This is a genomic window from Herbiconiux sp. UC225_62 (genome assembly GCF_042694625.1).
In the GTDB taxonomy this organism is placed as follows: domain Bacteria; phylum Actinomycetota; class Actinomycetes; order Actinomycetales; family Microbacteriaceae; genus Herbiconiux.
In genome coordinates this window covers 2,335,807-2,357,789 of sequence record NZ_CP170551.1, presented here as the reverse complement: position 1 = coordinate 2,357,789, position 21,983 = coordinate 2,335,807, and the positions used below count along the sequence as shown (strand labels likewise).

Here is a 21,983-nt window from a genome sequence, read left to right as displayed (position 1 = left end):
CAGTCGGTCCAGCAGCATCACGCTGGTCGACCTCACGGGAGAGAGCGAATGAGTCACCTGAGCCTCACGGGCGTCATGAAGTCGTTCGGCGGCGTCCACGCTCTGCGCGGCGTGGACGTCCAGCTGTCCGAACGCGGGAGCGTGCACGGCCTGATCGGAGCCAACGGCTCCGGCAAATCCACGCTGCTCGGCGTGCTCTCCGGGCAACTGACGCCGGATGCCGGCACGATCACTCTGCACGGCGAGCGCGTGGAGTTCCGCGATCCCGCCCACGCACTCTCGCATGGCATCGCGATGGTCTCGCAGGAGTCCGCCCTGGCACCGCATCTCTCGGTGGCCGAGAACATCCTGCTCGGCCGCCGCCTGAGTCGCACCTGGTGGGGCATCGACTGGAAGTCGACGAATCGCCGCGCCTCCGAGGTGCTCGCACGCCTCGAGCTCGACTACGACCCGACGATCGCGGTGTCGCGCCTACGGCCCGATCAGCGGCAGATGGTGGAGATCGCGCGGGCGCTCTCGATCGAGACGTCGGTGCTCATCCTCGACGAGCCCACCAGCTCGCTGAGCGACGACCAGGTGCGGTCGCTCTTCGCCGCGGTCCGACGACTGAAGGGGCAGGGCGTCTCGACCGTCTTCGTCAGTCACCGCCTCCCCGAACTCTTCGAGCTGTCCGATGAGATCACGGTGCTCCGCGACGGACTCACCGTGGCCACCGGCCCCACCGGGGCGTTCGACCAGACCACCCTCGTGGATGCGATGGTGGGCGACGCATCCGCCCACCGCCCGTCGGTTCGGCCGCCGCGGCGCCCGACGGCGCCGGGAGCTGCACCACGGATCGAGGTGCAGAAGGCGAGCTCGCCCCGCGCCTTCACCGACGTGAGTCTGACGGTGCAGGCCGGCGAGATCGTCGGCCTGGCCGGACTCACCGGCGCCGGGCGAGGCGAGCTTCTCGAGTCGCTCTTCGGAGCGCGTGCGTTCACCGGAGAGGTGTCACTCAACGGCAAGCCGCTGGGCGGCTCGCGACCCGAGGAGGCGATCTCGGCGGGTGCCGCCTACCTCCCGCCCGACCGTAAGACGGACGGGGTGGTGCTGCAGCGCAGTATCGTCGACAACCTCTTGATGGTCACCACCCGTGATCGTTCTCGGCTGGGCGCTCCCCGCACGGCCGACACCGCGCTGGCCTCGAAGCTGGCGAAGCGGATGTCGATCAAGGCACCCGACCTCCGCTCCCCCGTCGGGTCGCTGAGCGGCGGCAACCAGCAGAAGGTGGCCATCGGCAAATGGCTGGGCGCCGACAAGACGGTGCTGCTGCTCGACGAACCGACACGCGGCGTCGACATCGCCGCGAAACGCGAGATCCACTCCCTCCTGCGCGACGCCGCAGACCAGGGAGCCGCCCTGCTCGTGAGCTCCTCGGAGACCGACGAACTCCTCGAACTCTGTGATCGCATCCTCGTCATGCACGCCGGTGTCATCGTCGCCGATGTCGCCGCGGCGGATGCGACCGAACCCTCGATAACTCGCCTGGCTGGAGGCCACCTATGACCATTGAATCGACCACCTCCGGGCCGTCGCCCCTCTCCCGCGTCTGGGCGGGGACGAGACTCTTCCGGCCGGTGCTGTTCCTCGTGATCGCCATGCTCGTGTTCTTCGCCATCACGCAACCGGTGTTCTTCACGGCGGGCAACATCTTCAACGTGCTCACCGCGGCGGCACCGCTCTGGGTCGTGAGCATGGGCATGACCCTGGTTGTGATCACCGGTGGTGTGGACCTCTCGGTCGGCGCCACCGCCGCTCTGGCCGGCATCTTCCTCGCGAAGACCATCGAAGCGGGGCTGCCGGCCTGGGTCGCGCTCCTTCTGAGCGTGGTGTTCGGCGCCGTGGTCGGCGCTCTGGCCAACGGCCTCTTCATCGGCTGGCTGCGGCTGTCGTTCTTCGTGGTGACCATCGCCTCGATGACGACACTGACCGGCATCGTCAACCTGTGGTCGAACAGCAGGTCCTTCTATCTCACCGACCCGCTGTTCTCGCAGATCTCCGGCGGCGCGCTGCTCGGCATCCCGTACCCCGTCTGCGTCATGATCGTCGTGTTCGCCCTCTTCCTCTACCTGGAGCGCCGCACCTTCTTCGGCCGCGACGTGTTCGCGGTGGGCGGCAGCTTTTCGGCCGCCCGTCTCTCCGGCATCAGGACCACCCGCACGATCGTGCTCGTCTACGCGATCTCGGGCGCCCTCGGAGCGGTGGCCGGCGTACTCTCCAGCTCCCGGGTCGGTGCCGCGACCCCGCAGGTGGACCCGAGTCTGCCGCTGCTGGCCGTGGCCGCGGTGCTGCTCGGCGGCACGAGCCTGCTCGGCGGGCTCGGCAGCGTGGTGGGCACGGCGCTGGGGGTGCTCTTCATCGGCCTCCTGCAGAACGGATTGAGCATCGCGGGAATCGCGAGCTTCTGGCAGCAGGTCATCACCGGTGTCATCCTCGTCGCCGCGGTGCTGGGCGACCGCATCTCGGCCCGGCGGCGGCCCTCGCGCCGGCAACGCGCCGCGGATGCCCGGGCTCAGGCGGATGCGCAGGCTGAAGCCCGCGCGGAAGCGGCCGCCGACCCGGTGCTCGCCGCTGGTGCCGAGACCGAGGCCACGGGGGCACGATGACGATCCGGTCCGGCGTGCTCGATCGCGACGAGCTGACCTCGGCCGACTACGACCGCATCTTCGGCGTGCTGGCCGACTGCGATTCCGCGCGCGACCTCCGGAGCTTCCGCGAGGCGCTGTTGGAGTCGCTCGGCCTGCGGTTCGGGTTCACCACGACGACCTTCTTCACCGGGTCGTCGTTCGCCGCGATCTGGACCGACCCCGATCCGTTGGAGACGCGCAGCTCCGCCGGCATGCTCGCGCCGTATCAGGACGGCTGGTACAAGAACGAGGTGTTCTCCTCCGCCGCGGCGGTGGCCCTGCTCCGCCGCACCCGGGTGGCCGGGCTCGGCGAGCTGAGCCGGCTGCCGCATCCCGCGCAGGACTACCTCGACCGCTACCTCTATCCCGGCGGCTTCCACGCAGCGACCGCGCTGCATCTGGATGCCGGAGGCGGACGCCGGGCGGTCGTCGGCATCTTCAAGAGCAAACCGTCGGTGCGCGAGCAGCAGGAGATCGCCGCGCTTCGCCGACTGGCCGGACCGTTGAACAGCCTCAGTCGCGCGCTCGCGCCCGACGAGCCGGACTCCTCGGGCGATGCGTTCTCCGCCTTGGCCCCGCGTCATCAGGAGGTGGCGCGTCTGGTGGCCGAGGGGCTCTCGAACGCCGAGATCGCAACCCTCCTCAACCTCACCGAGGGCACGGTGAAGAAGTACGTCAGCGCGATCCTGGCCGCCACCCGGCTCCGCTCGCGCACACAGCTCGCTCTGCTCGTCAATACCCGCGGCGAGCGAGCCGCCCAGCCACACTGGTAACTTTCGACCACTTCTGCGACCTGGCCCGACCATCCGACACTGAAGACCCCACGACGACGTGAAGAAATGGAGTCACCATGACGCGCTTGCGTTTCGGAATCGTGCAGACCCCCCTGCACTCCTCGAAGATCAACCCTACGCTGGCCATGCGCCAGGACATCGAGCTGATGCAGCACCTCGACCGCCTCGGCTTCGACGAAGCCTGGATCGGCGAGCACCACTCCGGCGGCAGTGAGATCATCGGCAGCCCGGAGATCTTCATCGCCGCGGCCGCCGAGGTCACGAACCGCATCAAGTTCGGCTCGGGCGTGACCTCGATCAGCTATCACAACCCGCTCTGGGTGGCCGACCGCTTCGTGCAGCTCGACCACCAGACCCGTGGCCGGGTGATGCTCGGCGTCGGTCCCGGCTCCCTGCCCTCCGACTCCTCGATGATCGGGCTGACCCCCACCGACACCCGGGAGCTGCTCTCGGAGAACATCGACATCATCCTGCGCCTTCTGCGCGGCGAGACCGTCACCGCCACCACCAAGACCCACACCCTGGTCGACGCGCGGCTTCAGCTGGCGCCCTACTCCGAGCCCCTGTTCGACATCGTCGCCGCCGGCGTGGTGTCGCCCACAGGCCCGCGGCTCGCGGGGATGCACGGCCTCGGCCTGTTCTCGATCGGCGCGACGATGACCTCCGACGGATTCGACGCGCTCGCCCACGCCTACGGCATCCAGGAGGAGCGGGCCGCGGAGTACGGCCAGACCGTCTCGCGCGACCAGTGGCGCCTGGCCACGCTCTTCCACCTCGCCGAGACCCGGGAGCAGGCGTACAAAGACGTCGAGTACGGCATCGAAGAGTGGTTCCGCTACTGGCAGGACGTCGTGGCCTTCCCGCAGATGGCCGTCGAGGGCGACAACGTGCGCGAGATGATCGACTTCATCAACGACAACGGCATCGGCGTGATCGGCACCCCGGATGACGCGGTGAAGCAGATCGAACGCCTCGAGAAGCAGACCGGCGGCTTCGGCGCCCTGCTCGTGTTCGGCAACGACTGGGCGAACCGGGCGGCGACGTTCAACTCCTACGAGCTCTTCGCCCGGCACGTGATGCCGGCGTTCCAGGGACACCTCGCGGCCGCGGCCGCCTCGAAGGCGCACACCGCGGCCATGCGCGAGGAGCAGACGAAGCAGCACTTGGCGGCGATCTCGCACATGACCGAGAAGTACGACGCCGAAGTCTCCGCGAAGGCCTAGCGGCGATGATCATCCGGATCGGGAGCCCCCTGGATGCGGCCGACGTGGAATTGATCGACGCGGAGGTGTTCGATCGATTCCACGTGGAGGCCGAGGAGGGCACCACACACGCAGAGATCGACTCCGCCCTTCGGCGCGCATCCGCCGGATCGTTCGACGATGGCACAGCGGAGCCCGTCATCGACTCGTCGTGGGTTCGGCGCCACCGTGCCGGCGACGCCGCCTGGATCGCATCATTCGACGCGATGCTGGCTTTCGCGGAATCGAAGGGCTGGTACTCCCCCGAAGCGGGCACCGTTCAGGCGCACGTCGAGTACGGGCGGCGGGCGGCCGGGCTGAGCGCCGACGAGTTCCGCGCGGCGTTCCGTGGCCACCCGGCCGGCGTCGCCGTCATCACGGCCGACGACGGTTCGGGCCCCGTCGGCCTCACCGCCACCTCGGTGTTCTCGGTGAGCGCCGAGCCTCCGCTGCTGGTGTTCTCCGTCTCGCACATCTCCTCGAGCACTCCGACGATCACCGCGTCGGAGTCGGTCGTCGTGCACCTGCTGGGCTCGCGCGACCTCTGGGCGGCGAAGCTCTGCGCCACGAGCGGCATCGACCGCTTCGCGGACACCTCGATTTGGAGCCGCCTGCCGACCGGCGAGCCGTACTTCCCGACGGTCTCCCGGTGGTTGAGGGCGGAGGTCGTCTCGACCGCGGTGGCGGGCACCTCGACGATCGTGGTCGTGCGGGCCGTGGAGAGCGGATCACGCCCCGACGACGACCAACTCGACGAGGCACCCCTGGTGTATCACAACCGCACCTGGCACGCCCTCACCGAGCACTCCGAGCTCGAGGTGCGCGCGGGCTGACTCCGCGACGTCCGCAGCTCCCTCACACGACGATGGCCGCCTCTCGACGAGGCGGCCATTGTCGTGTGCGTACCCGAACCGGGCATCCGTTCACGGGTGGACGAGGATCTTCACCTCGGTCGCGTTGTTCTCGATCAGCCGCTCGAAGCCCTGTTCCACGACGTCGTCGAGGGCGATCCGGCTCGTGATGAGCGGCTCGAGGTCGATGGAACCTTCCTGGATCAGCGCGATCACGGCAGCGTGGTCGTGGGCGTAGGCCATCGATCCGCGCAGGGTGATCTCCTTGATCACGACCCGCTCCATGTCGACGGCTGCCGGCGCCATCCAGACCGAGACGTTGATGATGGTGCCGGTGGGCTTCACGGCATCCATCAGCATGTCGAGAACGGGCTGCACGCTCGTGCACTCGAACGCGACGTCGGCGCCCTTGCCGCCCGTGCGGCCGCGCACCTCCTCCGCGACATCCACCTCGGTCGGGTCGAACACGGCGTCGACGCCGATCACCCGCGCCTTCTCCTTGCGGGCCGGGTTGATCTCCGAGACCAGCACGGTCAGGCCCTTGGCCTTCAGGATGGCGGCGGTCATCAGGCCGATCGGCCCCGCGCCGCCCACGATGGCGGTCTGCCCCGGTTGCGCGCCGCTGCGCGTCACCGCGTGGTGCGACACCGCGAGTGGTTCGATGAGAGCGGCCTGGTCGAGCGGGATGTCGCCGATCGGGTGCACCCATTTGCGGTCGGCGACGACCTTCTCGCTCAGCCCGCCGCCGCGGCCGGCGAGCCCGACGAAGTTGGTGTCGGGCGAGAGCTGGTACTCGTCATCCGGCCCCATCGGCACGTCGTCGCGGATGATGTAGGGCTCGACGACGACGTTCTGCCCCACGACGAGGTCGGTGACCCCCTCGCCCACGGCGCTGATGGTGCCCGAGAACTCGTGCCCCATGATGATCGGCGGCTCCTCGCCGGAGATGGGATGCGGATGGCCGGGGTGCGGAATGAAGTTCGGCCCCACGAGGTACTCGTGCAGGTCGCTGCCGCAGATTCCGCACCAGGCGATGTCGACCATGACGGCGCCGGGGCGGAGTTCGGGTTCGGGAACGTCTTCGACGCGCAGGTCTCGCGCGGCGTGGAAGCGGGCGGCTTTCATGGTGTCTCCATTCGGATGTCAGGACGGCTGGTCGGTGAAGTCGAGGCGGGCTGTCGCTTGGGGGAAGACCCGGAGGAAATTGCGCCACATGATGTTCTCGAGGTCGTCCTGCGGCATGTCGGAGGCCTGCAGCTCGTGCAGCACGGAGGGCGTGTTGTAGAGCAGCGGCTGCGCGTAGGAGTCGGTGCCGAAGAGGAGTCGCTCCGATCCGAACCGGGCCACGAACTCGTCGAGCGGGCGCAGCAGGGGGAAGCAGATGGCCGTGTCGAAGAGGACGTTCGGGCAGCGCTCGGCGATGTCGAAGAGGTAGCGGATCTGTGTGGCACCCGAGAAGCCGTCGAGCGCGACCAGGGTGGCATCCGGATGCGCCGTCGCCAGGTCGAGGAGCGACCACGGTGCTTCGAGACCCGATTCGCTGAACAGGTGCAGGTAGCAGGGCAGCCCGCGTTCGGTGGCCAGATCGATCAGCACGTGCATCCGTCGGTCTGACAGAGCCACCCCTTGGTAACGGGTGTGCCAGGCCAGGCCGTCGATCTGCACCTCGTCGACGAGCCTCGTGATCTCGGCGCGGCAGAGCGCCTCACGGTGCAGCGGCTCGATCGTGCCGAGCGCCACCGGGAACCGGCTCGGCAGGCTGTCGCGGTAGGCCGCGATGCCGTCGTTGAGCGCGCGGGTGTTGGCGATGCCGTCGCTCCGGTCGTACTGGAAGCCGGGGATGACGCAGGCCGCGGCCAGGCCGAAGTGGTCGAGCATGGCGGTGTGCACCTCGACCGGACGGATGCTCGTGCCCTCGGCCGAGGCCCCCTCCTCCCCCATGCCCAGGGCGAGTTCGCCGACGTGGTGGTGGGTGTCGATGATGTGGGCGGTGGTTCGGGCGGGGCTCATGGCCGCTCCTTTCAGGCGATACGGGGGTTGCGGAACACGGCCGTGGCCGAAGCGATCAGTCGGTCGCCGCAGGTGATCTCACCCGAGACGAAGCTCATGGTCTTCGTGCGCGCGGTCACCCGCGCTGAACCGAGCACGGTCTCGCCGAGCGACGCGGCGCCGATCATGCTGCTGGAGAGCTGGATCGTGATCGGATGCCCCTGCTGGCCGGCGCCGAGCGATCGTTCGACCTCGGCGCCGAGGGTGAAGTCGAGCAGGGTCAGGATGAGCCCGCCGTGCACGGTGCCGTTGGGATTCACGTGGGCGGGGCGCACTGTCAGGCGGATGCTCACCGCATCCGGCTCCACGCGCCATTCGATGCCGCCGACGTGGTCGAGGAAGGTGCCCTCCTGGCCGATCGGGCCGTACTCGTTCGTCGGGCTCTGCCCCATCATCGGGGTGGGCTGGCTCATCGGGAATCTCCTTCGGTGATCAACACGATCCAATCGGCCACCATGGCCGGGCGATCCGAGCCCTGCCGCTCCAGCAGGCAGCCGAGCACGAGCCGGAATCCCGTCGTCGTCTCCTCCAGCGAATCGAGCGTGAGCTCGAGCCGGAGGGAGTCGGCCGGGGTGACCGGCGCCGTGAAGCGCACCCGGTCGAGACCGTAATTCGTCCAGCGCTCAGCGCGCCGCACCTCGTAGCATTCATTGGCCAGGCCGGTCACCAGGCTGAGCAGCAGGAAGCCGTGCGCGAGCACGTCGCCGAAGGGGCTGTCCGCCTTGGCGCGCTCCCGGTCGACGTGCACCCAGTGCTCGTCGCCGGTCAGGGCGCCGAAGGCGGCGATGCGTTCGGCAGGCATGGTCACCCAACCGCTGTGGCCGAGCACGGTTCCCACCCGTTCGGTGAGTTCGCCGGCCGAGTCGACGGTGATCATGAGGGCTCCTTCGCCAGGACGGGTTCGGGTTGATAGAGAGCGTCGATCAGATCCGCCGACGCCGAGCGGAAGAGGGCGGGCTTCAGCAGGCCCTTCGGGGAGAGCAGCTCTGCAGCCGGCTCCCCGGGCAGAACGGTCGCCGCGCGTACCAGGTTGGTCTGGCCGGATGTGGTCGCGTTGTGCGCCCGGATGACCGCGTCGACATCGATCTGCACACCATCGCCCAGCCAGAACACCGCCACCAGATGCGAACGGTCCGGCCCGGCCACGACGACGTCGCGCACCCCCGTGCCGCCGGCGGCGAGCAGGCTCGAGCGGAGCCGATCGACGTTCACCCAGGAGCCGTTCGCCAGCTTGAAGTCGTCGGCGATGCGCCCGTCGAAGCGGATGCCGCGACCCGGGTCGTTCTCGTCGACCAGCACCCCGGCGTCGCCCGAGCGGTAGAAGCCCTCTGCGTCGAACACCGCTGCGGTGCGCTCGGGCTCCCGCCAGTAGGCGGGCATGACGCTCGGACCCTTCACCCGCAGTTCGAGTTTGTCGGCCACGGGCACGAGCCGGACGGTCACGCCCGGCAGCGGTGGTCCGACCTGGCCGGGCTCGCTGTCGGCGGTGTGCACGGTTGTCGCCGCCGGCCCGACCTCCGTCGATCCCCAGCCGGTCAGTACCGGCACCGGGCTCTCGCGCACGGTGAGGGACAACTCGCGCAGCCGGTGGAAGGTGCTCATCGGCATCGCCGCGCCGGCCGAGAACAGCGCGTCCGCGCGGCCGAGGAGCGCTCGGCGGAACTCCGGGTCCGCCTCGAGCACCGGCAGGAGTGCCTGGAAGGTGGCGGGCACCGCGGCGTGGAAGGTGGGCGAGAACTCCTTGATCGCGGCGATCGTGCGCCCGAGGTCGGCGGGCCGGCCGTGGGCGTCGTCGATGTGGATGGTGCCGCCGCCGAGCAGCACCATGTCGATGTTCGCGTTGCCACCGAAGGCGTGGTTCCAGGGCAGCCAGTCGACCAGCACGGGCGGGTGAACCGTCACGAACGGCCACACGTCGACGGTGGCGCGCATGTTGCTCACGAGCATCCGGTGCGTGTAGACGACGGCCTTCGGTGTGCCGGTCGACCCGGAGGTCAACAGCAGTTTGACGGGGTCGTCGCTCTGCGCCGCTTCGAGCAGCTGATCACCCACCTCATCGGTGAGTGCCGCGTCGAGCTCGGCCACGGAACGGACGTGCGTCAGAGCGACGCGACCGTCGGGAAGGCCCGCGTGCAATGCGGGGTCGGGCACGACGAGGAGGGCGGGATCGACGAGGTCGAGCACACCGGCGACACGTGCGCGGTCAGCTCCGGGGCGCACGTACTGCGGCGCCATCGGCACCCAGACCGCCCCCGCCAGCATGGCGGCATGGCCGGTCACGAACGACTCGATGCTGTTCACCCCGATCACGACGACCCGATCGCCGCGCCGTATCCCCCGCGCCCGCAGGGCTGACGCGATCTGCACGACGGACGACCAGGCGCTCGCGTAGTCGAGGGAGCGGCGAACCCCGTTCGCCGTCACCTCCGTGAGGAGCGCGGCCTGCGGCGTCCGCCGCGCCCAGTCTCGCAGCCAGTGCAGGGTGGTGACCGGAGCATCCGACAGCCGACGGCGGGAGCGGAGCTCGATCACCCCGCCGGGCAGCCGATCGACCGCGATGTCGGGTTCGCTGAAGGGCGGCACGCCGCCGGACGTCGTCCGAGAGCTCACCGAGCGGCCTCGCCGGGAACCGGCTCTGCTGCTCCCGCGTGACGCGCCGTGGCCACATCGGCCACCTGGGCGGGAGTCTCCTCCGTCGTGGTGCCGCTGACGCCCACCGAAACCGGCGCCTCCACCGCGCGCTCTTTCGAGAGCAGCAGCGCGACGATGCTCAGCACGGCGACCCCGGCGATGAACCACACGATGGGCGATACGTCACTCGGGTTGCCGGCGATGAGAGCGGTGAGGATGAGCGGCCCGAAGCCGCCGCCGATCGTCGCGGCGATCTGGTAGCCGAGCGACAGGCCGGTGAAGCGCGACCCGGTGTGGAACCGCTCCCCCATGAAGGCCGCCAGCGGACCGAAGGTGGCGCCGATGGCTACTCCGTTGATGAGAGCGAAGGCGAGCAGAGCGCCCCAGGCGGTGCCCGTCTGGAGCAGGGCGAAGAACGGCCAGGCGAGCACGGCACCCGCGATCACACCACCGATCATGACGGGCCGACGGCCCACGCGGTCGGAGAGCGCGGCGAAGAAAAGCTCCCCGACGATGCAGACGAGCGACCCGGCCGACGAGATGAAGAGCACGCTCGATGTCGTCAGACCGTGGGTGGCGCCGTACGTGATCCCGAACGCACCGGACAGCGTGAACGAGAGGAACGGCGCCAGCAGTGCCACGAAGGCGAGGATGAGGATACCGGGTCGACGCAGCACCTCGATCAGAGGGGCGCGCACCTTCTCGGTCGTCGTCTCCCGGCGGCGCTTCTCCTCGACGAACAGGGGCGACTCCGAGACGCGAATGCGAATCCAGAGACCGAAGACCACCAGCACGGCGCTGAGGGCGAAGGGCACCCGCCAGCCCCAGCCCAGGAACTGGTCCTCGGGCATCAACGCGAAGAGGGCGAGCACGACGCCGGCCAGCAGCGACCCGGTCGGCTGGCCCGCGGTGGCGAAGACCGCCGCGAAGCCTCGGCGCTGGGGGTTGGCGTGCTCGAAAGCCATCAGCGCCGCCCCGCCCCACTCGCCACCCACCGAGACCCCCTGCACGATGCGCAGCACGATCAAGAGGATCGGTGCGAGCACCCCCGCTTGATCGCGCGTGGGCAGCACGGCCATCAAGGCTGTGGCGATCCCCATCATGCTCATGGTGAGCACGAGCACCGATTTACGGCCGACCCGGTCGCCGAAGTAGCCGAAGATGATCGCCCCGAGCGGCCGCACCACGAAGCCGACGGCGAGGGTGGCGAATGCGGCGATCGTGGCGATCGCCGGCGGCAGGTCGTTGAAGAACAGCCGGTTGAAGATGAGTCCGGATGCGGCGGCGTAGAGCACGAAGTCGTAGTACTCGATCATGCTGCCGACGTAGCTCGAGGCGAGCACGCGCCGGAGCTCCCGGCCGTCTGTTCCGATGTACATCGGAACCTTCGCTTTTGTCGTGCTCATTGTGATGTCTCCTTTGATCTCCATGAGCGGATGGTGCAGGGGTGAACGATCACGCCACGCCGACTTCGCGGTCTTCCCGGGCAACGGTGCGTCCCGCTCCGAGCAGCCGTGCGAACACGGCCTCCAGGTCGTCGGGATGCTCGCCGCTGTAGGCGATGTAGAGGTCGGGCCGCACGAGAACGGTCGGCACGTCGATCACACCCTCGGCCTCCTCGGCGTCGAGCTCGAGCACGGTCAGCGCGACCCCGGCCCGTTCCGCGGCGGCGAGGAACGCCTCGGGGGCGGCATCGCCCACGACGATCAGCGTCCAGTCCCGGCCGAGCGCGTCGAACAGCGACGAGCCATCCGTTCGCCACACATGGGGCAGACGGGACCCGGCGCGCACCGACGGGGTGTAGCTGTCGATGGCGGCGATCGCGGTGGCGTCGGCGGACTCGGGCGGCACGATCCCGGCCGAGTGCTCGTACCGCGAGCCGAACTGCACGCCCTGGCTGTGCCACTGCTGGCGATCGATCAGCTGGATGAGCCGCCCGGCCTCGGCGCGGAGGGCCTCCCCGCGGTCGCTCTCGGCGTGCAGCTCGGGGTCACGGCCGATCGCAGACATGTCGCGATCGATCTTCAGAGCCGCCCGCGACGTCGCCTCGCCCACCGACTGCCGCTCGACCTCGTAGTCGTCGAGTAGGGCATCCGTGCCCGCTCCGGAGAGCAGGGCGGCCAGACGCCACCCCAGCCCGACCGCATCCGCGATGCCGGTGTTCATGCCGAAACCGCCGAGGGGCAGCCAGAGGTGCGCCGCGTCACCGGCGAGAGCGATGCGGCCCTTGCGGAAGGAGTCGGCCACCAGTCGGCGCGGCGTCCAGCGGATGACCTGGAGTTTCTCATGGGCGATCGGGCGGCCGATCGCGGCCTCGAGCACCCGATCGGGATCGAGATCCTCGGGCTCCATGCCCTCCGGAACGCGGGCGTGGCAGAGGAACAGGGACTCGCCGTCGAGCTGCAGGAATGATCCGCGCAGTTCGGGCCCGTACCACCAGTACATCCAGCCCGGATCTTTCAGCAGCGGCACCAGCTCCTCGGAGCGGAAGTAGATCGAGAGGCGACGCTCCGCCGCCTCCGAGTCGCCCTGCAGGCGGGCACCGATGGCGCGGCGCATCACGCTCGTCCCTCCGTCGCAGCCGGCCGCATACTGGGCACGCACCGTGCGCGTTCCGCCGGTGGCGGTCTCGGTGAGCGTGATCGAGACTCCGTCGGCGTCCTGGTCGGCGCTCGACGCCTCCCAGCCGCGGAGCACAGTGACGCTCGGCAGTTCGGCGAGCCGCTCCGCGAGCAGCGGCTCGAGGAAGATCTGCGAGATGCGGTGCTGCGGCTCCGGCGTCGGCCACTCCGCGAACTCGGGGGCCGTGCCATCCAGCACCGCCTGGCTCGACGAGAACGGAAAGCGGGTCAGCTCGTGGGAGTCGAGCGTCGTCACGTACACGACATCGGTCGCGTGCTCGAGCGGCAGCCCGGCCCGACGGATGCGATCGGCGCTGCCCTGCCGACGGAAGTACTCCATCGAGCGGGCGTTGGTCGTATTGCACCGGGGGTTGGTCGTGGTCTCGGTTGCCTTCTCGACGACGAGCGTCTTCACTCCGCGGAGGCCGAGTTCGGTGGCGAGCGTCATTCCGACCGGGCCCGCCCCGACGACGACGACGTCCCAGACCGGTGAAGCGGACTCGGCAGCGAGTGCGCTGATGGATGAGGTGGGGTTCTGGCTTGTCAACACCGCATCACGGTAAGACGCGGTCGGCCGATAGCACTATGACGTAATCACACCGTCATCGATAGCCGAATCCGTAAGGGTCGTCTCGCCGAGCCGCTCGTGGATGACGGAGCGCAACTGGTCGAGGAGGCGTTTCTGCAGCGGCGTGAGCCGGTTGCCGGAGCGCCGCACGATGAACAGCTTGTCGCGGATCGGCCGCCCGCTGACGTGGACCTCACGCACCGCGCCGGCCTCGATGTCGGCCTGCACCGACGCGCGCCAGAGCATCGCGACCCCGATGTCGGCGGCCACCGCCTGCTTGATCGACTCGGCACTGCCGAGCTCGATCTCCACGCGACGGTCGGTGACACCGATCGAGGCGAGCGCGTTGTCCTGACTGCGCCGGATGGCCATCCCACCCGGCGGGCACACGAAGGGCAGCTTCGCCAGCTGCTTCGGCGTGACCGTGTCGGGGATGGTGGTGTTCGTCGCAGCCGCGATGACGGCCCACGGCGGCTCGGCGACGAGCTCGGAATCGAACGCGCGCGAGTCGAGCACGGCGCCGGTGGCGACGATCGCGAAGTCGTGCCGACCGAGCCGCGCCTGCTCGAGCGCCGTCTCGACCGCAGAGATCTCCAACCGCACCGAGACGCTGGGGTTGGCGATCTTGAAGTCGATCACGGCCGGGGTGAGGATGCTGTTGCCCACGGTGATGCTCGCCCCCACCGACACGAAGCCCGAGAGCCCGTCGGAGAGATCGGCGAGGTCCTTCTCCAACTCGACTCGGCCGCGCAGCACCTCGTTCGCCCAGAGCAGGGTGCGCTCGCCGGCCTCGGTCAAGGCGATACCCCGCCCTTCGGGGTGGAAGAGCTTGGCGCCGACGCGCTGCTGCAGCGAGCGCAGGTGCGCGCTCACGACCGGCTGGGAGATGTAGAGCTCCTCGGCCGCCCGGCGCACACCGCCCAGTTCGGCGACCTTGCTGAAGACTTCGAGCTTCTGCAGTGAGATGCGGTTGTCGGGTGACATGGGGCCTCCTCGCCTCGGCTGACATCAATAGTCGATTGACTATACGACCTCGCAGATCTACGTCATAGATCAATCAGTGCCCCGACCGTAGCGTGGACGGAGTCGCAGCAGAAGCAGTGCTGCGCCGAAAGGAGTCCAGCGTGGTGCACATCGAAGAGGCGGTCGCCCGCTTGCGCGCCGCCGCGGAAAGCGGGAGGCCCTGTCCGCCGATCCGCGAGCTCGACGCCTTCTCGATCTCCGATGCCTACGCCATCCAGGAAGACGTGCTGGCGCGACGGATCACCCCGACGAACCCGCGGACCGGCCGCAAGGTGGGGCTCACGTCTCCCGCCGTGCAGAGGCAGCTCGGCGTCGACCAGCCTGACTTCGGCGTCCTGCTCGCCGACATGGCGATCGCCGACGGCGGGGAGATCCCGGCATCCGCCCTGCTGCAGCCGCGCATCGAGGCCGAGATCGCCTTCGTGCTGGGCGCGGACGTTCCGGACGCACATCCGGCTTCCGTCCGGCGAGCCGTCGCCCACGCGGTGGCCGCGCTCGAGATCGTGGACAGCCGAGTCGCCGACTGGGACATCACGATCGTCGACACGATCGCCGACAACGCCTCCAGCGGCCTGTTCGTGCTGGGCGCAGAGCGGCTCGGGCTCGACGAGGTCGAGCCGGCGGCGGTCTCCATGACGATGCGCCGCAACGGGGAGGTCGTCTCCTCGGGCACCGGGGCCGACTGCCTCGGCGACCCGCTGAACGCGCTCGTCTGGGTGGCGGAGACCGCGATCCGGCTCGGTCGGCCCCTGCGGGCCGGGGAGATCGTGTTGTCCGGAGCCCTCGGGCCCATGGTGCCCGTGCGGCCCGGCGATCTCTTCGAAGCCGAGATCAGCACCCTCGGCTCCGTCTCTGTTCGAGCGGCCTCCCCCGTCTCCGGGGCATCCACGGATGCACCCTTCTCCAGAAAGGACTCCTAATGGCCAAAGCGGCGATCATCGGGTCGGGCAACATCGGCACCGACCTCATGTTCAAGATCATGCGACTCAGCGAAACCCTCGACATGGGCGTGATGGTGGGCATCGACCCGGCCTCCGACGGGCTCGCCCGCGCCGGCCGGCTCGGCATCCCCACCACGGCCGAAGGGGTCGAGGGTCTCATCGCCCACCCCGACTTCGATCAGATCGAGGTGATCTTCGACGCCACCAGCGCCGGCGCCCACCGTCACAACGCCGAGCGGCTGCTGCCCCTCGGTAAACGGCTCGTCGACCTCACCCCCGCGGCCATCGGACCTTACGTCGTGCCGTGCGTGAATCTCGACGCCCACCTCGATGCGCCCGACATCAACATGGTGACCTGCGGGGGGCAGGCCACCATCCCGGTCGTGGCCGCCGTCAGCTCCGTGGTGCCCGTGCACTACGCCGAGATCGTGGCGTCCATCTCGTCGCGCTCGGCCGGGCCGGGCACGCGGGCCAACATCGACGAGTTCACCGAGACCACGGCGCGGGCCATCGAAGAGGTGGGCGGCGCGGCGCGCGGCAAGGCGATCATCGTGCTGAATCCGGCGGAGCCACCGATGATCATGCGCGACACGGTGCAGCTCGTCGTCGACCGCCTCGACGACGCCGCGAAGCAGAGCGTGCTCGACTCGATCGAGTCCACGATCACCGACGTGGCCGATTACGTGCCGGGCTACCGCCTCAAGCAGCGCGTGCAGTTCAGCGACGAGGGCCCTGAGCTCGATGGTCTGCTCCCCGCACCGGCCGGCGGTTCGTACACGCGCGTGACCGTGTTCCTCGAGGTGGAGGGCGCCGCTCACTACCTTCCCGCGTACGCCGGGAACCTCGACATCATGACCTCGGCGGCGCTGCGCGTGGCCGAACGGATGGTCGCGGCCCGTCTCGAGGTGAGCGCATGAGCACCTCCCTCTACCTTCAAGACGTCACGCTCCGCGACGGCATGCACGCCCTGCGGCACCGGATCACGCCGGCGACGATCGCCGAGATCGCGGCCGGACTCGACCGGGCCGGCGTCGCCGCCATCGAGGTCTCGCACGGCGACGGCCTCGGCGGCAGCAGTCTCACCTACGGGCCCGGCAGCAACACCGACTGGGAGTGGATCGAGGCCGCGGCCGGCGTCGTGCAGAACGCCGTGCTCACCACGCTCATCCTCCCCGGCATCGGCACGCTGCACGACCTCGCGCGCGCCCGCGACCTCGGCGTGCGCTCGGTGCGCGTGGCCACCCACTGCACCGAGGCGGATGTCGCCGCCCAGCACATCGGTGCGGCTCGCGAGTGGGGCATGGACGTCTCGGGCTTCCTGATGATGTCGCACCTGAACGACCCGGCCTCGCTCGCCCAGCAGGCGAAGCTGATGGAGTCCTACGGCGCCCACTGCGTCTACGTCACCGATTCCGGCGGACGCCTGACGATGTCTGGAGTGCGTGAACGCGTGCGCGCCTATCGCGACGTGCTCGACGCATCCACGCAGATCGGCATCCACGCCCACCAGAACCTCTCCCTCTCGGTCGCGAACTCGATCGTGGCGGTCGAGGAGGGCGCGCACCGCGTCGACGCGTCGCTCGCAGGCCTCGGTGCCGGCGCCGGCAACACGCCGATCGAGCCCTTCGTGGCGGCCGCCGAACTGCAGGGCTGGGAGACCGGCGCAGACCTCTTCGCGCTGCAAGACCTCGCCGATGATGTGGTGCGACCCCTTCAAGACCGCGCCGTCCAAGTCGATCGAGAGACCCTCAGCCTCGGCTACTCCGGGGTGTACTCCAGCTTCCTCCGCCACGCCGAGCGGGCCGCAGAGACCTACGGCCTCGATGCGCGCGAGGTTCTCGTGGAGGTGGGCGCCCGCCGCCTGATCGGCGGCCAGGAGGACATGATCGTCGACGTCGCGCTCGACCTCGTCGCGGCGCGCAAATCGCAGAAAGCAGGATCACGATGATCGAACGCCCCTACACGAGCGTCTGGAGCGACCTCAACCAGGTCGAGTTCAGCCAGGGATTCCTCGACGCCGGCGGCTACCGCACGCGCTATCTGCACGCCGGCAACTCCTCGAAGCCGCCTCTCGTGCTGTTGCACGGCATCACCGGTCACGCCGAGGCCTACGTGCGCAATCTGCAGTCGCACGCCGAGCACTTCGACGTGTGGGCCATCGACTTCATCGGTCACGGCTACAGCGCGAAGCCGGAGCATCCGCTCGAGATCCCCCACTACCTCGACCAGGTCACCGGCTTCCTCGACGCCATCGGGGCAGAGAAGGCCTCGTTCTCCGGCGAGTCGCTCGGCGGGTGGGTGACCGCTCGGTTCGCCCAGCTGCATCCGGAGCGGGTGGCAGCGCATCGTGCTCAACACGATGGGCGGCACGATGGCGAACCCCGAAGTCATGGAGCGGTTGTACACGCTGTCGATGGATGCCGCCCGCGACCCGAGCTGGGAGCGCGTGCGCACCCGGTTGGAGTGGTTGATGGCCGACCCGACGATGGTGACCGACGACCTCATCCGCACGCGGCAGATGATCTTCCAGCAGCCCGACTGGCTGATGGCCTGCGAGATGAACATGGCGTTGCAGGATCCCGAGACCCGGGCACGCAACATGATCTCCGACGACGATCTCCGCGCCATCCAAGCGCCCGCGATGGTGCTCTGGACCACCAAAGACCCGTCAGGACCGGTCGACGAGGGGCGCCGCATCGCGTCGCTCATTCCGAACGGGCGGCTCGCCGTGATGGAGAACTGCGGTCACTGGCCCCAGTACGAGGACACCGAGACGTTCAATCGTCTGCACCTCGACTTCCTGCTCGATCGAGCCGCTGCCGTCCAGTAGCACCCAGCCAGCCATAGACAAGGAGTCACCATGCCGGTCGCACTCGCCGCCATGTCGCACAGCCCGTTGCTCGAACTCGTCGACCCCGGGCCCGAGACCACCGAAGCCGTGGAAGGCGCGTTCGCCGCCGCGCGGGCCTTCGTCACCGAGTTCGACCCCGAGCTCATCGTGAGCTTCGGGCCCGACCACTACAACGGCTTCTTCTACGAACTGATGCCCCCGTTCTGCCTGGGCTACGAAGCGGTGAGCATCGGCGACTACGGCAGCCAGGCCGGCGCGCTGGACGTACCAACCGGCATCGCCCGCGAACTCGCCGAAGCCGTCCTCGATCGGGGGGTCGACCTCGCCGTGTCGCTGCGGATGGAGGTCGACCACGGCGCTGTTCAGCCGCTTGAGATCCTCTACGGCTCCATCACCGCGAAGCCCGTCATCCCGATCTTCATCAACTCGGTTGCTCCGCCTTTCACCCCGCTGTCGCGGGTGCGGGCGCTCGGCACCGCCATCGGGGAGTACTTCGCCGGCACCGACAAGCGCGTACTGTTCCTCGCCTCGGGTGGCCTCTCGCACGACCCGCCCGTGCCGCGCATCGCCACCGCCACTCGCGAGCAGCGCGAGTTCCTCCTGGGCGGCGGGCGGCACCTCACGCCCGAAGCGCGCACCGAGCGGCAGCAGCGCGTCATCTCCGCGGCGCACGCCTTCGCGGCCGGCGAGGCCGACATCATGGACTTGGCGCCGGAATGGGATGAAGCCTTCCTCGACATCATCGAGCGCGGCGACCTTCCGGCACTCGACGCCTGGAGCCCGGGATGGATGACCGAGACGGCCGGCAACTCCTCCCACGAGGTGCGCACCTGGATCGCCGCCTACTCAGCCCTCGCCGCGAGCGGCCGGTACCGCCTCGACACCCGCTTCTACCGGCCCATCAAGGAGTTCATCGCCGGGTTCTCCGTCACGACCGCCGTTCTCGAGTAACCGCGCGGCGCTCCACTAATCTGGGGCGCACCGAATCCGAAGAAGGAGTCCGGATGGCATTCATCCAGTACATCGGCCGCATCCAGTTCGACGACGGCGCACGTCGCACGCTCACCGATGAGGTCGTCCGACTCGGGCTCCAGCGCCCTCTGATCGTCTCTGATCGGGGCCTTGAAGCCAACGGCGTGCTGGCCATGGCGCTGGAATCCCTCGCGGGCTGGGAGGCTCTGCCGACCTTCCTCGACGTGCCGAGCAACCCCACCGAGGCGGCGGCCCGCGCTGCGCTCGAGCTCTACCGGGCGAGCGGATGCGACGGCGTGATCGCGATCGGCGGAGGCTCGCCCATGGACTGCGGCAAGGCCGTCGCGCTCCTCGCCACCCACGACCAGCCGCTCGAGGTCTACCTCGCGAAGTCGGGCGGCGAGGCGCGCATCACCCGGGCCGTGGCACCCGTCATCGCCATCCCGACCACCGCGGGCACAGGCAGCGAGATCGGCCGCGGCGCGGGACTCACGCTCGCGAACGGCGAAAAGGAGGTCTTCCTCAGCCCGAACCTCGTGCCGCGCGTCGCGATCTGCGACCCCGAACTGACCCACGGTCTGCCGCCCCGTCTCACGGCCGCGACCGGCATCGACGCCTTCACTCACGCGTTCGAGGCCTACCTCTCCCCTGCCGTCAACCCACCCGCCGATGCCATCGCACTCGAGGCTCTGCGACGGATGCGCGCCTGGCTTCCGGCGGCCGTCGCCGACGGCCGTGACCGCGAGGCGCGCTGGAACGTCATGATGGGGGCGCTCGAGGCGGCGATGACCACCTGGAAGGGCCTCGGTCTCACCCACGCGCTCTCCATGCCGTTCGACGACCTGGGGCTGCACCACGGCACGGTGGTGGGCGTGCTGCTCCCGCACACGGTGGGCTTCCTCGCCGAGGTCGTGCCGACCGAGCGGATCGCCGCGGTTGCGGAGGCGCTCGGCTCCACACCGGCGACGCTGGCCGACGACCTGGCTGCGTTCACGGAACAGCTCGGACTCCCGGCCGGTCTCGCCGCACTCGGCGTCGATCCCGACCGCCTGGCGGAATTCAGCGTGCTGGCCGCCGGCAGCGCGTTCAATCAGACGGCGCCCGGTCGGGCGACGGCCGACGACTACGAGCGGATGGCGCACTCGGCGATGGCGCCCCTCGAGCGACGGCTCGCCTCACGCTGAGGGCCGCGCGCGCCGAGATCGATAGCTCAACAGCTATCGATCCACACCGATCTTCCTGTTAGTGCACACCGACTCCTGTTCTTAGGCTGAAAATCATGACGAACTCCGCAACGACGCACCCGTCGCCCCTCGGCGATTCCGAGCCGACCCGGGCCCTCTGGGCCCGCAATCCCCGCACCGGCGAGGTCGACTACGTCGTTGTTCCGCCGACGCCCGCCGAGGTCGGCGAGCTGGCAGGCGCTCTCCGGGCCGGCCAGCGCGCGTGGCGCGACCTCGGTCTCCCCGGCCGCACCGCCGCGATGCTGCGCTGGGCCGATGCGATCGAGCGGGATGCGTCGCTCATCGCCGAGGCCGAAGGAACCGACACGGCGCGGGTGCGGGTCTCCTCCGAGGTGCCGTACATGGTGGCCGCCGCGGTGCGGGACTGGTGCGCGAAGGCGCCCGCGATCATCGAAGCGGCCACGCTGGAGGGCCGCTCGAGCGTGATGAGCGACGTCACCTACACGACACAGCTCGAGCCCTACGCCCTGCTCGGGATCATCAGCCCCTGGAACCACCCCCTCCTGCTCTCCTCCACCGACGCCATCCCGGCCCTCCTGGCCGGCTGCGCCGTTCTGGTGAAGCCCAGCGAGGTCACGCCCCGCTTCATCGAGCCCGTGATGGCGACCATCCGGAGCGTGCCCGAACTCGCCTCCGTGTTCGCGTACATCCCCGGGGCGGCGGATGTCGGCCAGGCCGTCATCGAGAACGTCGACGCTCTCTGCTTCACGGGCAGCGTTTCGACCGGCCGCCTGATCGCGGCGGCCTGCGCCGCGCGGTTCATCCCCGCCTTTCTCGAACTCGGGGGCAAGGACGCCGCGATCGTGACGGGTTCGGCCGACGTCCCGTCCGCCGCGGCCGCCATCCTCAAGGGGTCGGTGCACAACACCGGTCAGCTCTGCTTCTCGACCGAACGCATCTACGTCGACCGCACCATCTACGACCCCTTCGTGGCCGAGCTCGTGCGGCAGTCGGAGTCGCTCGAGCTGAGCTACCCCGACCCGACGCACGGCCACATCGGACCGTTCATCCTCGAGCGCCAGGCTGAGATCGTCGACGACCACCTGCAGGACGCCGTGGAGCACGGCGCGACCGTGCTCACGGGCGGCCCCAGCATCGAGCAAGGCGGCGGGCGATACATGCGCCCCACCGTCGTCATTGACGTCGACCACTCGATGCGGCTGATGACCGAGGAGACCTTCGGCCCGGTGATGCCGATCATGCCGTACGACACGCTCGACGAGGCCGTCGACCTGGCCAACGACTCCGACTTCGGCCTCTCCGGAGCCGTCATCTCGGGCAGCGCCGACGAGTCCGACGCCATCGCGCGCCGTCTCGACGCCGGCGCGATCAGCCTGCAGGACACCTCCTTGACGATCGGGATCATGCGCGATGTCGAGAAGGTGGCCTTCAAGAGCTCCGGGCTCGGCGGTTCTCGGATGGGTCCCGCCGGACTCCTCCGCTTCTTGCGCAAGAAGGCACTCATCCTCCGCACCGGCCCCGTCGTCTCGATGGACTCGCTCGCCGAGCACGCCCGCCCCCGCTGACGGCG

The 21,983-nt window shown here is 69.3% G+C and carries 20 protein-coding genes and 1 pseudogene; 13 read left to right on the top strand and 8 right to left on the bottom strand.

Annotation, left to right across the window (positions count from 1 at the left end; all coding sequences use genetic code 11):
* The first annotated feature begins 48 nt into the window (after positions 1-48).
* From ACFJGU_RS11440 to ACFJGU_RS11420, 5 genes are all read left to right on the top strand, one after another.
* Positions 49-1,545, top strand: coding sequence for a sugar ABC transporter ATP-binding protein (locus tag ACFJGU_RS11440; protein ID WP_382303663.1), 1,497 nt, complete (start codon positions 49-51; stop codon positions 1,543-1,545).
* Positions 1,542-2,645 carry an ABC transporter permease gene (locus ACFJGU_RS11435; protein ID WP_382303662.1) on the top strand — a complete coding sequence of 368 codons (1,104 nt, stop codon included), beginning with the start codon at positions 1,542-1,544 and terminating at the stop codon, positions 2,643-2,645. Before ACFJGU_RS11440 ends, ACFJGU_RS11435 begins: the two co-directional genes overlap by 4 nt.
* Positions 2,642-3,439, top strand: coding sequence for a response regulator transcription factor (locus ACFJGU_RS11430; RefSeq protein WP_382303661.1), 798 nt, complete (start codon positions 2,642-2,644; stop codon positions 3,437-3,439). The genes ACFJGU_RS11435 and ACFJGU_RS11430 overlap by 4 nt, the downstream gene beginning before the upstream one ends.
* A gap of 77 nt (positions 3,440-3,516) precedes the next feature.
* Positions 3,517-4,683, top strand: coding sequence for an LLM class flavin-dependent oxidoreductase (locus ACFJGU_RS11425; RefSeq protein WP_382303660.1), 1,167 nt, complete (start codon positions 3,517-3,519; stop codon positions 4,681-4,683).
* A 5-nt stretch (positions 4,684-4,688) separates the two neighbouring features.
* Entirely contained in the window at positions 4,689-5,534 is an 846-nt protein-coding gene (locus ACFJGU_RS11420) for a flavin reductase family protein (RefSeq protein ID WP_382303659.1), read from the top strand.
* Positions 5,535-5,624: 90 nt separating this feature from the next.
* On the opposite strand, the gene ACFJGU_RS11415 is transcribed toward ACFJGU_RS11420, so the two are convergent.
* From ACFJGU_RS11415 to ACFJGU_RS11380, 8 genes are read right to left on the bottom strand one after another with little or no spacing between them, the layout of a single operon-like run.
* Positions 5,625-6,677 carry a 2,3-butanediol dehydrogenase gene (locus ACFJGU_RS11415; RefSeq protein ID WP_382303658.1) on the bottom strand — a complete coding sequence of 351 codons (1,053 nt, stop codon included), beginning with the start codon at positions 6,675-6,677 and terminating at the stop codon, positions 5,625-5,627.
* Positions 6,678-6,695: 18 nt separating this feature from the next.
* Positions 6,696-7,562, bottom strand: coding sequence for an amidohydrolase family protein (locus ACFJGU_RS11410; RefSeq protein ID WP_382303657.1), 867 nt, complete (start codon positions 7,560-7,562; stop codon positions 6,696-6,698).
* A gap of 11 nt (positions 7,563-7,573) precedes the next feature.
* Positions 7,574-8,014: a PaaI family thioesterase gene (locus ACFJGU_RS11405; protein WP_382303656.1), complete on the bottom strand. Its 441-nt coding sequence runs from the start codon at positions 8,012-8,014 to the stop codon at positions 7,574-7,576.
* Positions 8,011-8,478, bottom strand: coding sequence for a MaoC family dehydratase (locus tag ACFJGU_RS11400; RefSeq protein ID WP_382303655.1), 468 nt, complete (start codon positions 8,476-8,478; stop codon positions 8,011-8,013). The genes ACFJGU_RS11405 and ACFJGU_RS11400 overlap by 4 nt, the downstream gene beginning before the upstream one ends.
* Positions 8,475-10,211 (bottom strand): AMP-binding protein, encoded by a 1,737-nt coding sequence (locus ACFJGU_RS11395; RefSeq protein ID WP_382303654.1) that lies wholly within the window; start codon positions 10,209-10,211, stop codon positions 8,475-8,477. Before ACFJGU_RS11395 ends, ACFJGU_RS11400 begins: the two co-directional genes overlap by 4 nt.
* Positions 10,208-11,638 (bottom strand): MFS transporter, encoded by a 1,431-nt coding sequence (locus ACFJGU_RS11390; protein WP_382303653.1) that lies wholly within the window; start codon positions 11,636-11,638, stop codon positions 10,208-10,210. The genes ACFJGU_RS11395 and ACFJGU_RS11390 overlap by 4 nt, the downstream gene beginning before the upstream one ends.
* A gap of 49 nt (positions 11,639-11,687) precedes the next feature.
* A complete protein-coding gene (locus ACFJGU_RS11385) occupies positions 11,688-13,403 on the bottom strand; it encodes an FAD-dependent monooxygenase (protein WP_382303652.1) in 1,716 nt (571 codons plus the stop codon).
* 33 nt (positions 13,404-13,436) lie between these two features.
* On the bottom strand, positions 13,437-14,405 hold the full coding sequence (locus tag ACFJGU_RS11380; RefSeq protein ID WP_382303651.1) for a LysR family transcriptional regulator: 969 nt from the start codon (positions 14,403-14,405) through the stop codon (positions 13,437-13,439).
* 140 nt (positions 14,406-14,545) lie between these two features.
* On the opposite strand from ACFJGU_RS11380, the gene ACFJGU_RS11375 reads away from it, so the two are divergent.
* From ACFJGU_RS11375 to ACFJGU_RS11340, 8 genes and pseudogenes are all read left to right on the top strand, one after another.
* Positions 14,546-15,364 carry a 2-keto-4-pentenoate hydratase gene (locus tag ACFJGU_RS11375; RefSeq protein WP_382303650.1) on the top strand — a complete coding sequence of 273 codons (819 nt, stop codon included), beginning with the start codon at positions 14,546-14,548 and terminating at the stop codon, positions 15,362-15,364.
* A complete protein-coding gene (locus tag ACFJGU_RS11370) occupies positions 15,364-16,302 on the top strand; it encodes an acetaldehyde dehydrogenase (acetylating) (protein ID WP_382303649.1) in 939 nt (312 codons plus the stop codon). The genes ACFJGU_RS11375 and ACFJGU_RS11370 overlap by 1 nt, the downstream gene beginning before the upstream one ends.
* Positions 16,299-17,333 carry a 4-hydroxy-2-oxovalerate aldolase gene (gene dmpG / locus ACFJGU_RS11365; RefSeq protein ID WP_382303648.1) on the top strand — a complete coding sequence of 345 codons (1,035 nt, stop codon included), beginning with the start codon at positions 16,299-16,301 and terminating at the stop codon, positions 17,331-17,333. The genes ACFJGU_RS11370 and dmpG overlap by 4 nt, the downstream gene beginning before the upstream one ends.
* Positions 17,330-17,716: pseudogene (locus ACFJGU_RS11360) on the top strand (alpha/beta fold hydrolase); the annotation flags it as partial. The gene dmpG and the pseudogene ACFJGU_RS11360, both read left to right, overlap by 4 nt.
* A 16-nt stretch (positions 17,717-17,732) precedes the next feature.
* Positions 17,733-18,215: an alpha/beta fold hydrolase gene (locus ACFJGU_RS11355; RefSeq protein WP_382303647.1), complete on the top strand. Its 483-nt coding sequence runs from the start codon at positions 17,733-17,735 to the stop codon at positions 18,213-18,215.
* Positions 18,216-18,245: 30 nt separating this feature from the next.
* Positions 18,246-19,187 carry a 3-carboxyethylcatechol 2,3-dioxygenase gene (locus tag ACFJGU_RS11350; protein ID WP_382303646.1) on the top strand — a complete coding sequence of 314 codons (942 nt, stop codon included), beginning with the start codon at positions 18,246-18,248 and terminating at the stop codon, positions 19,185-19,187.
* A gap of 53 nt (positions 19,188-19,240) precedes the next feature.
* The gene (locus ACFJGU_RS11345; protein WP_382303645.1) at positions 19,241-20,392 is read left to right on the top strand and encodes an iron-containing alcohol dehydrogenase; all 1,152 of its coding nucleotides are present in this window, start codon (positions 19,241-19,243) and stop codon (positions 20,390-20,392) included.
* A 95-nt stretch (positions 20,393-20,487) separates the two neighbouring features.
* Positions 20,488-21,978 (top strand): aldehyde dehydrogenase family protein, encoded by a 1,491-nt coding sequence (locus ACFJGU_RS11340; protein WP_382303644.1) that lies wholly within the window; start codon positions 20,488-20,490, stop codon positions 21,976-21,978.
* Positions 21,979-21,983 lie beyond the last annotated feature (5 nt).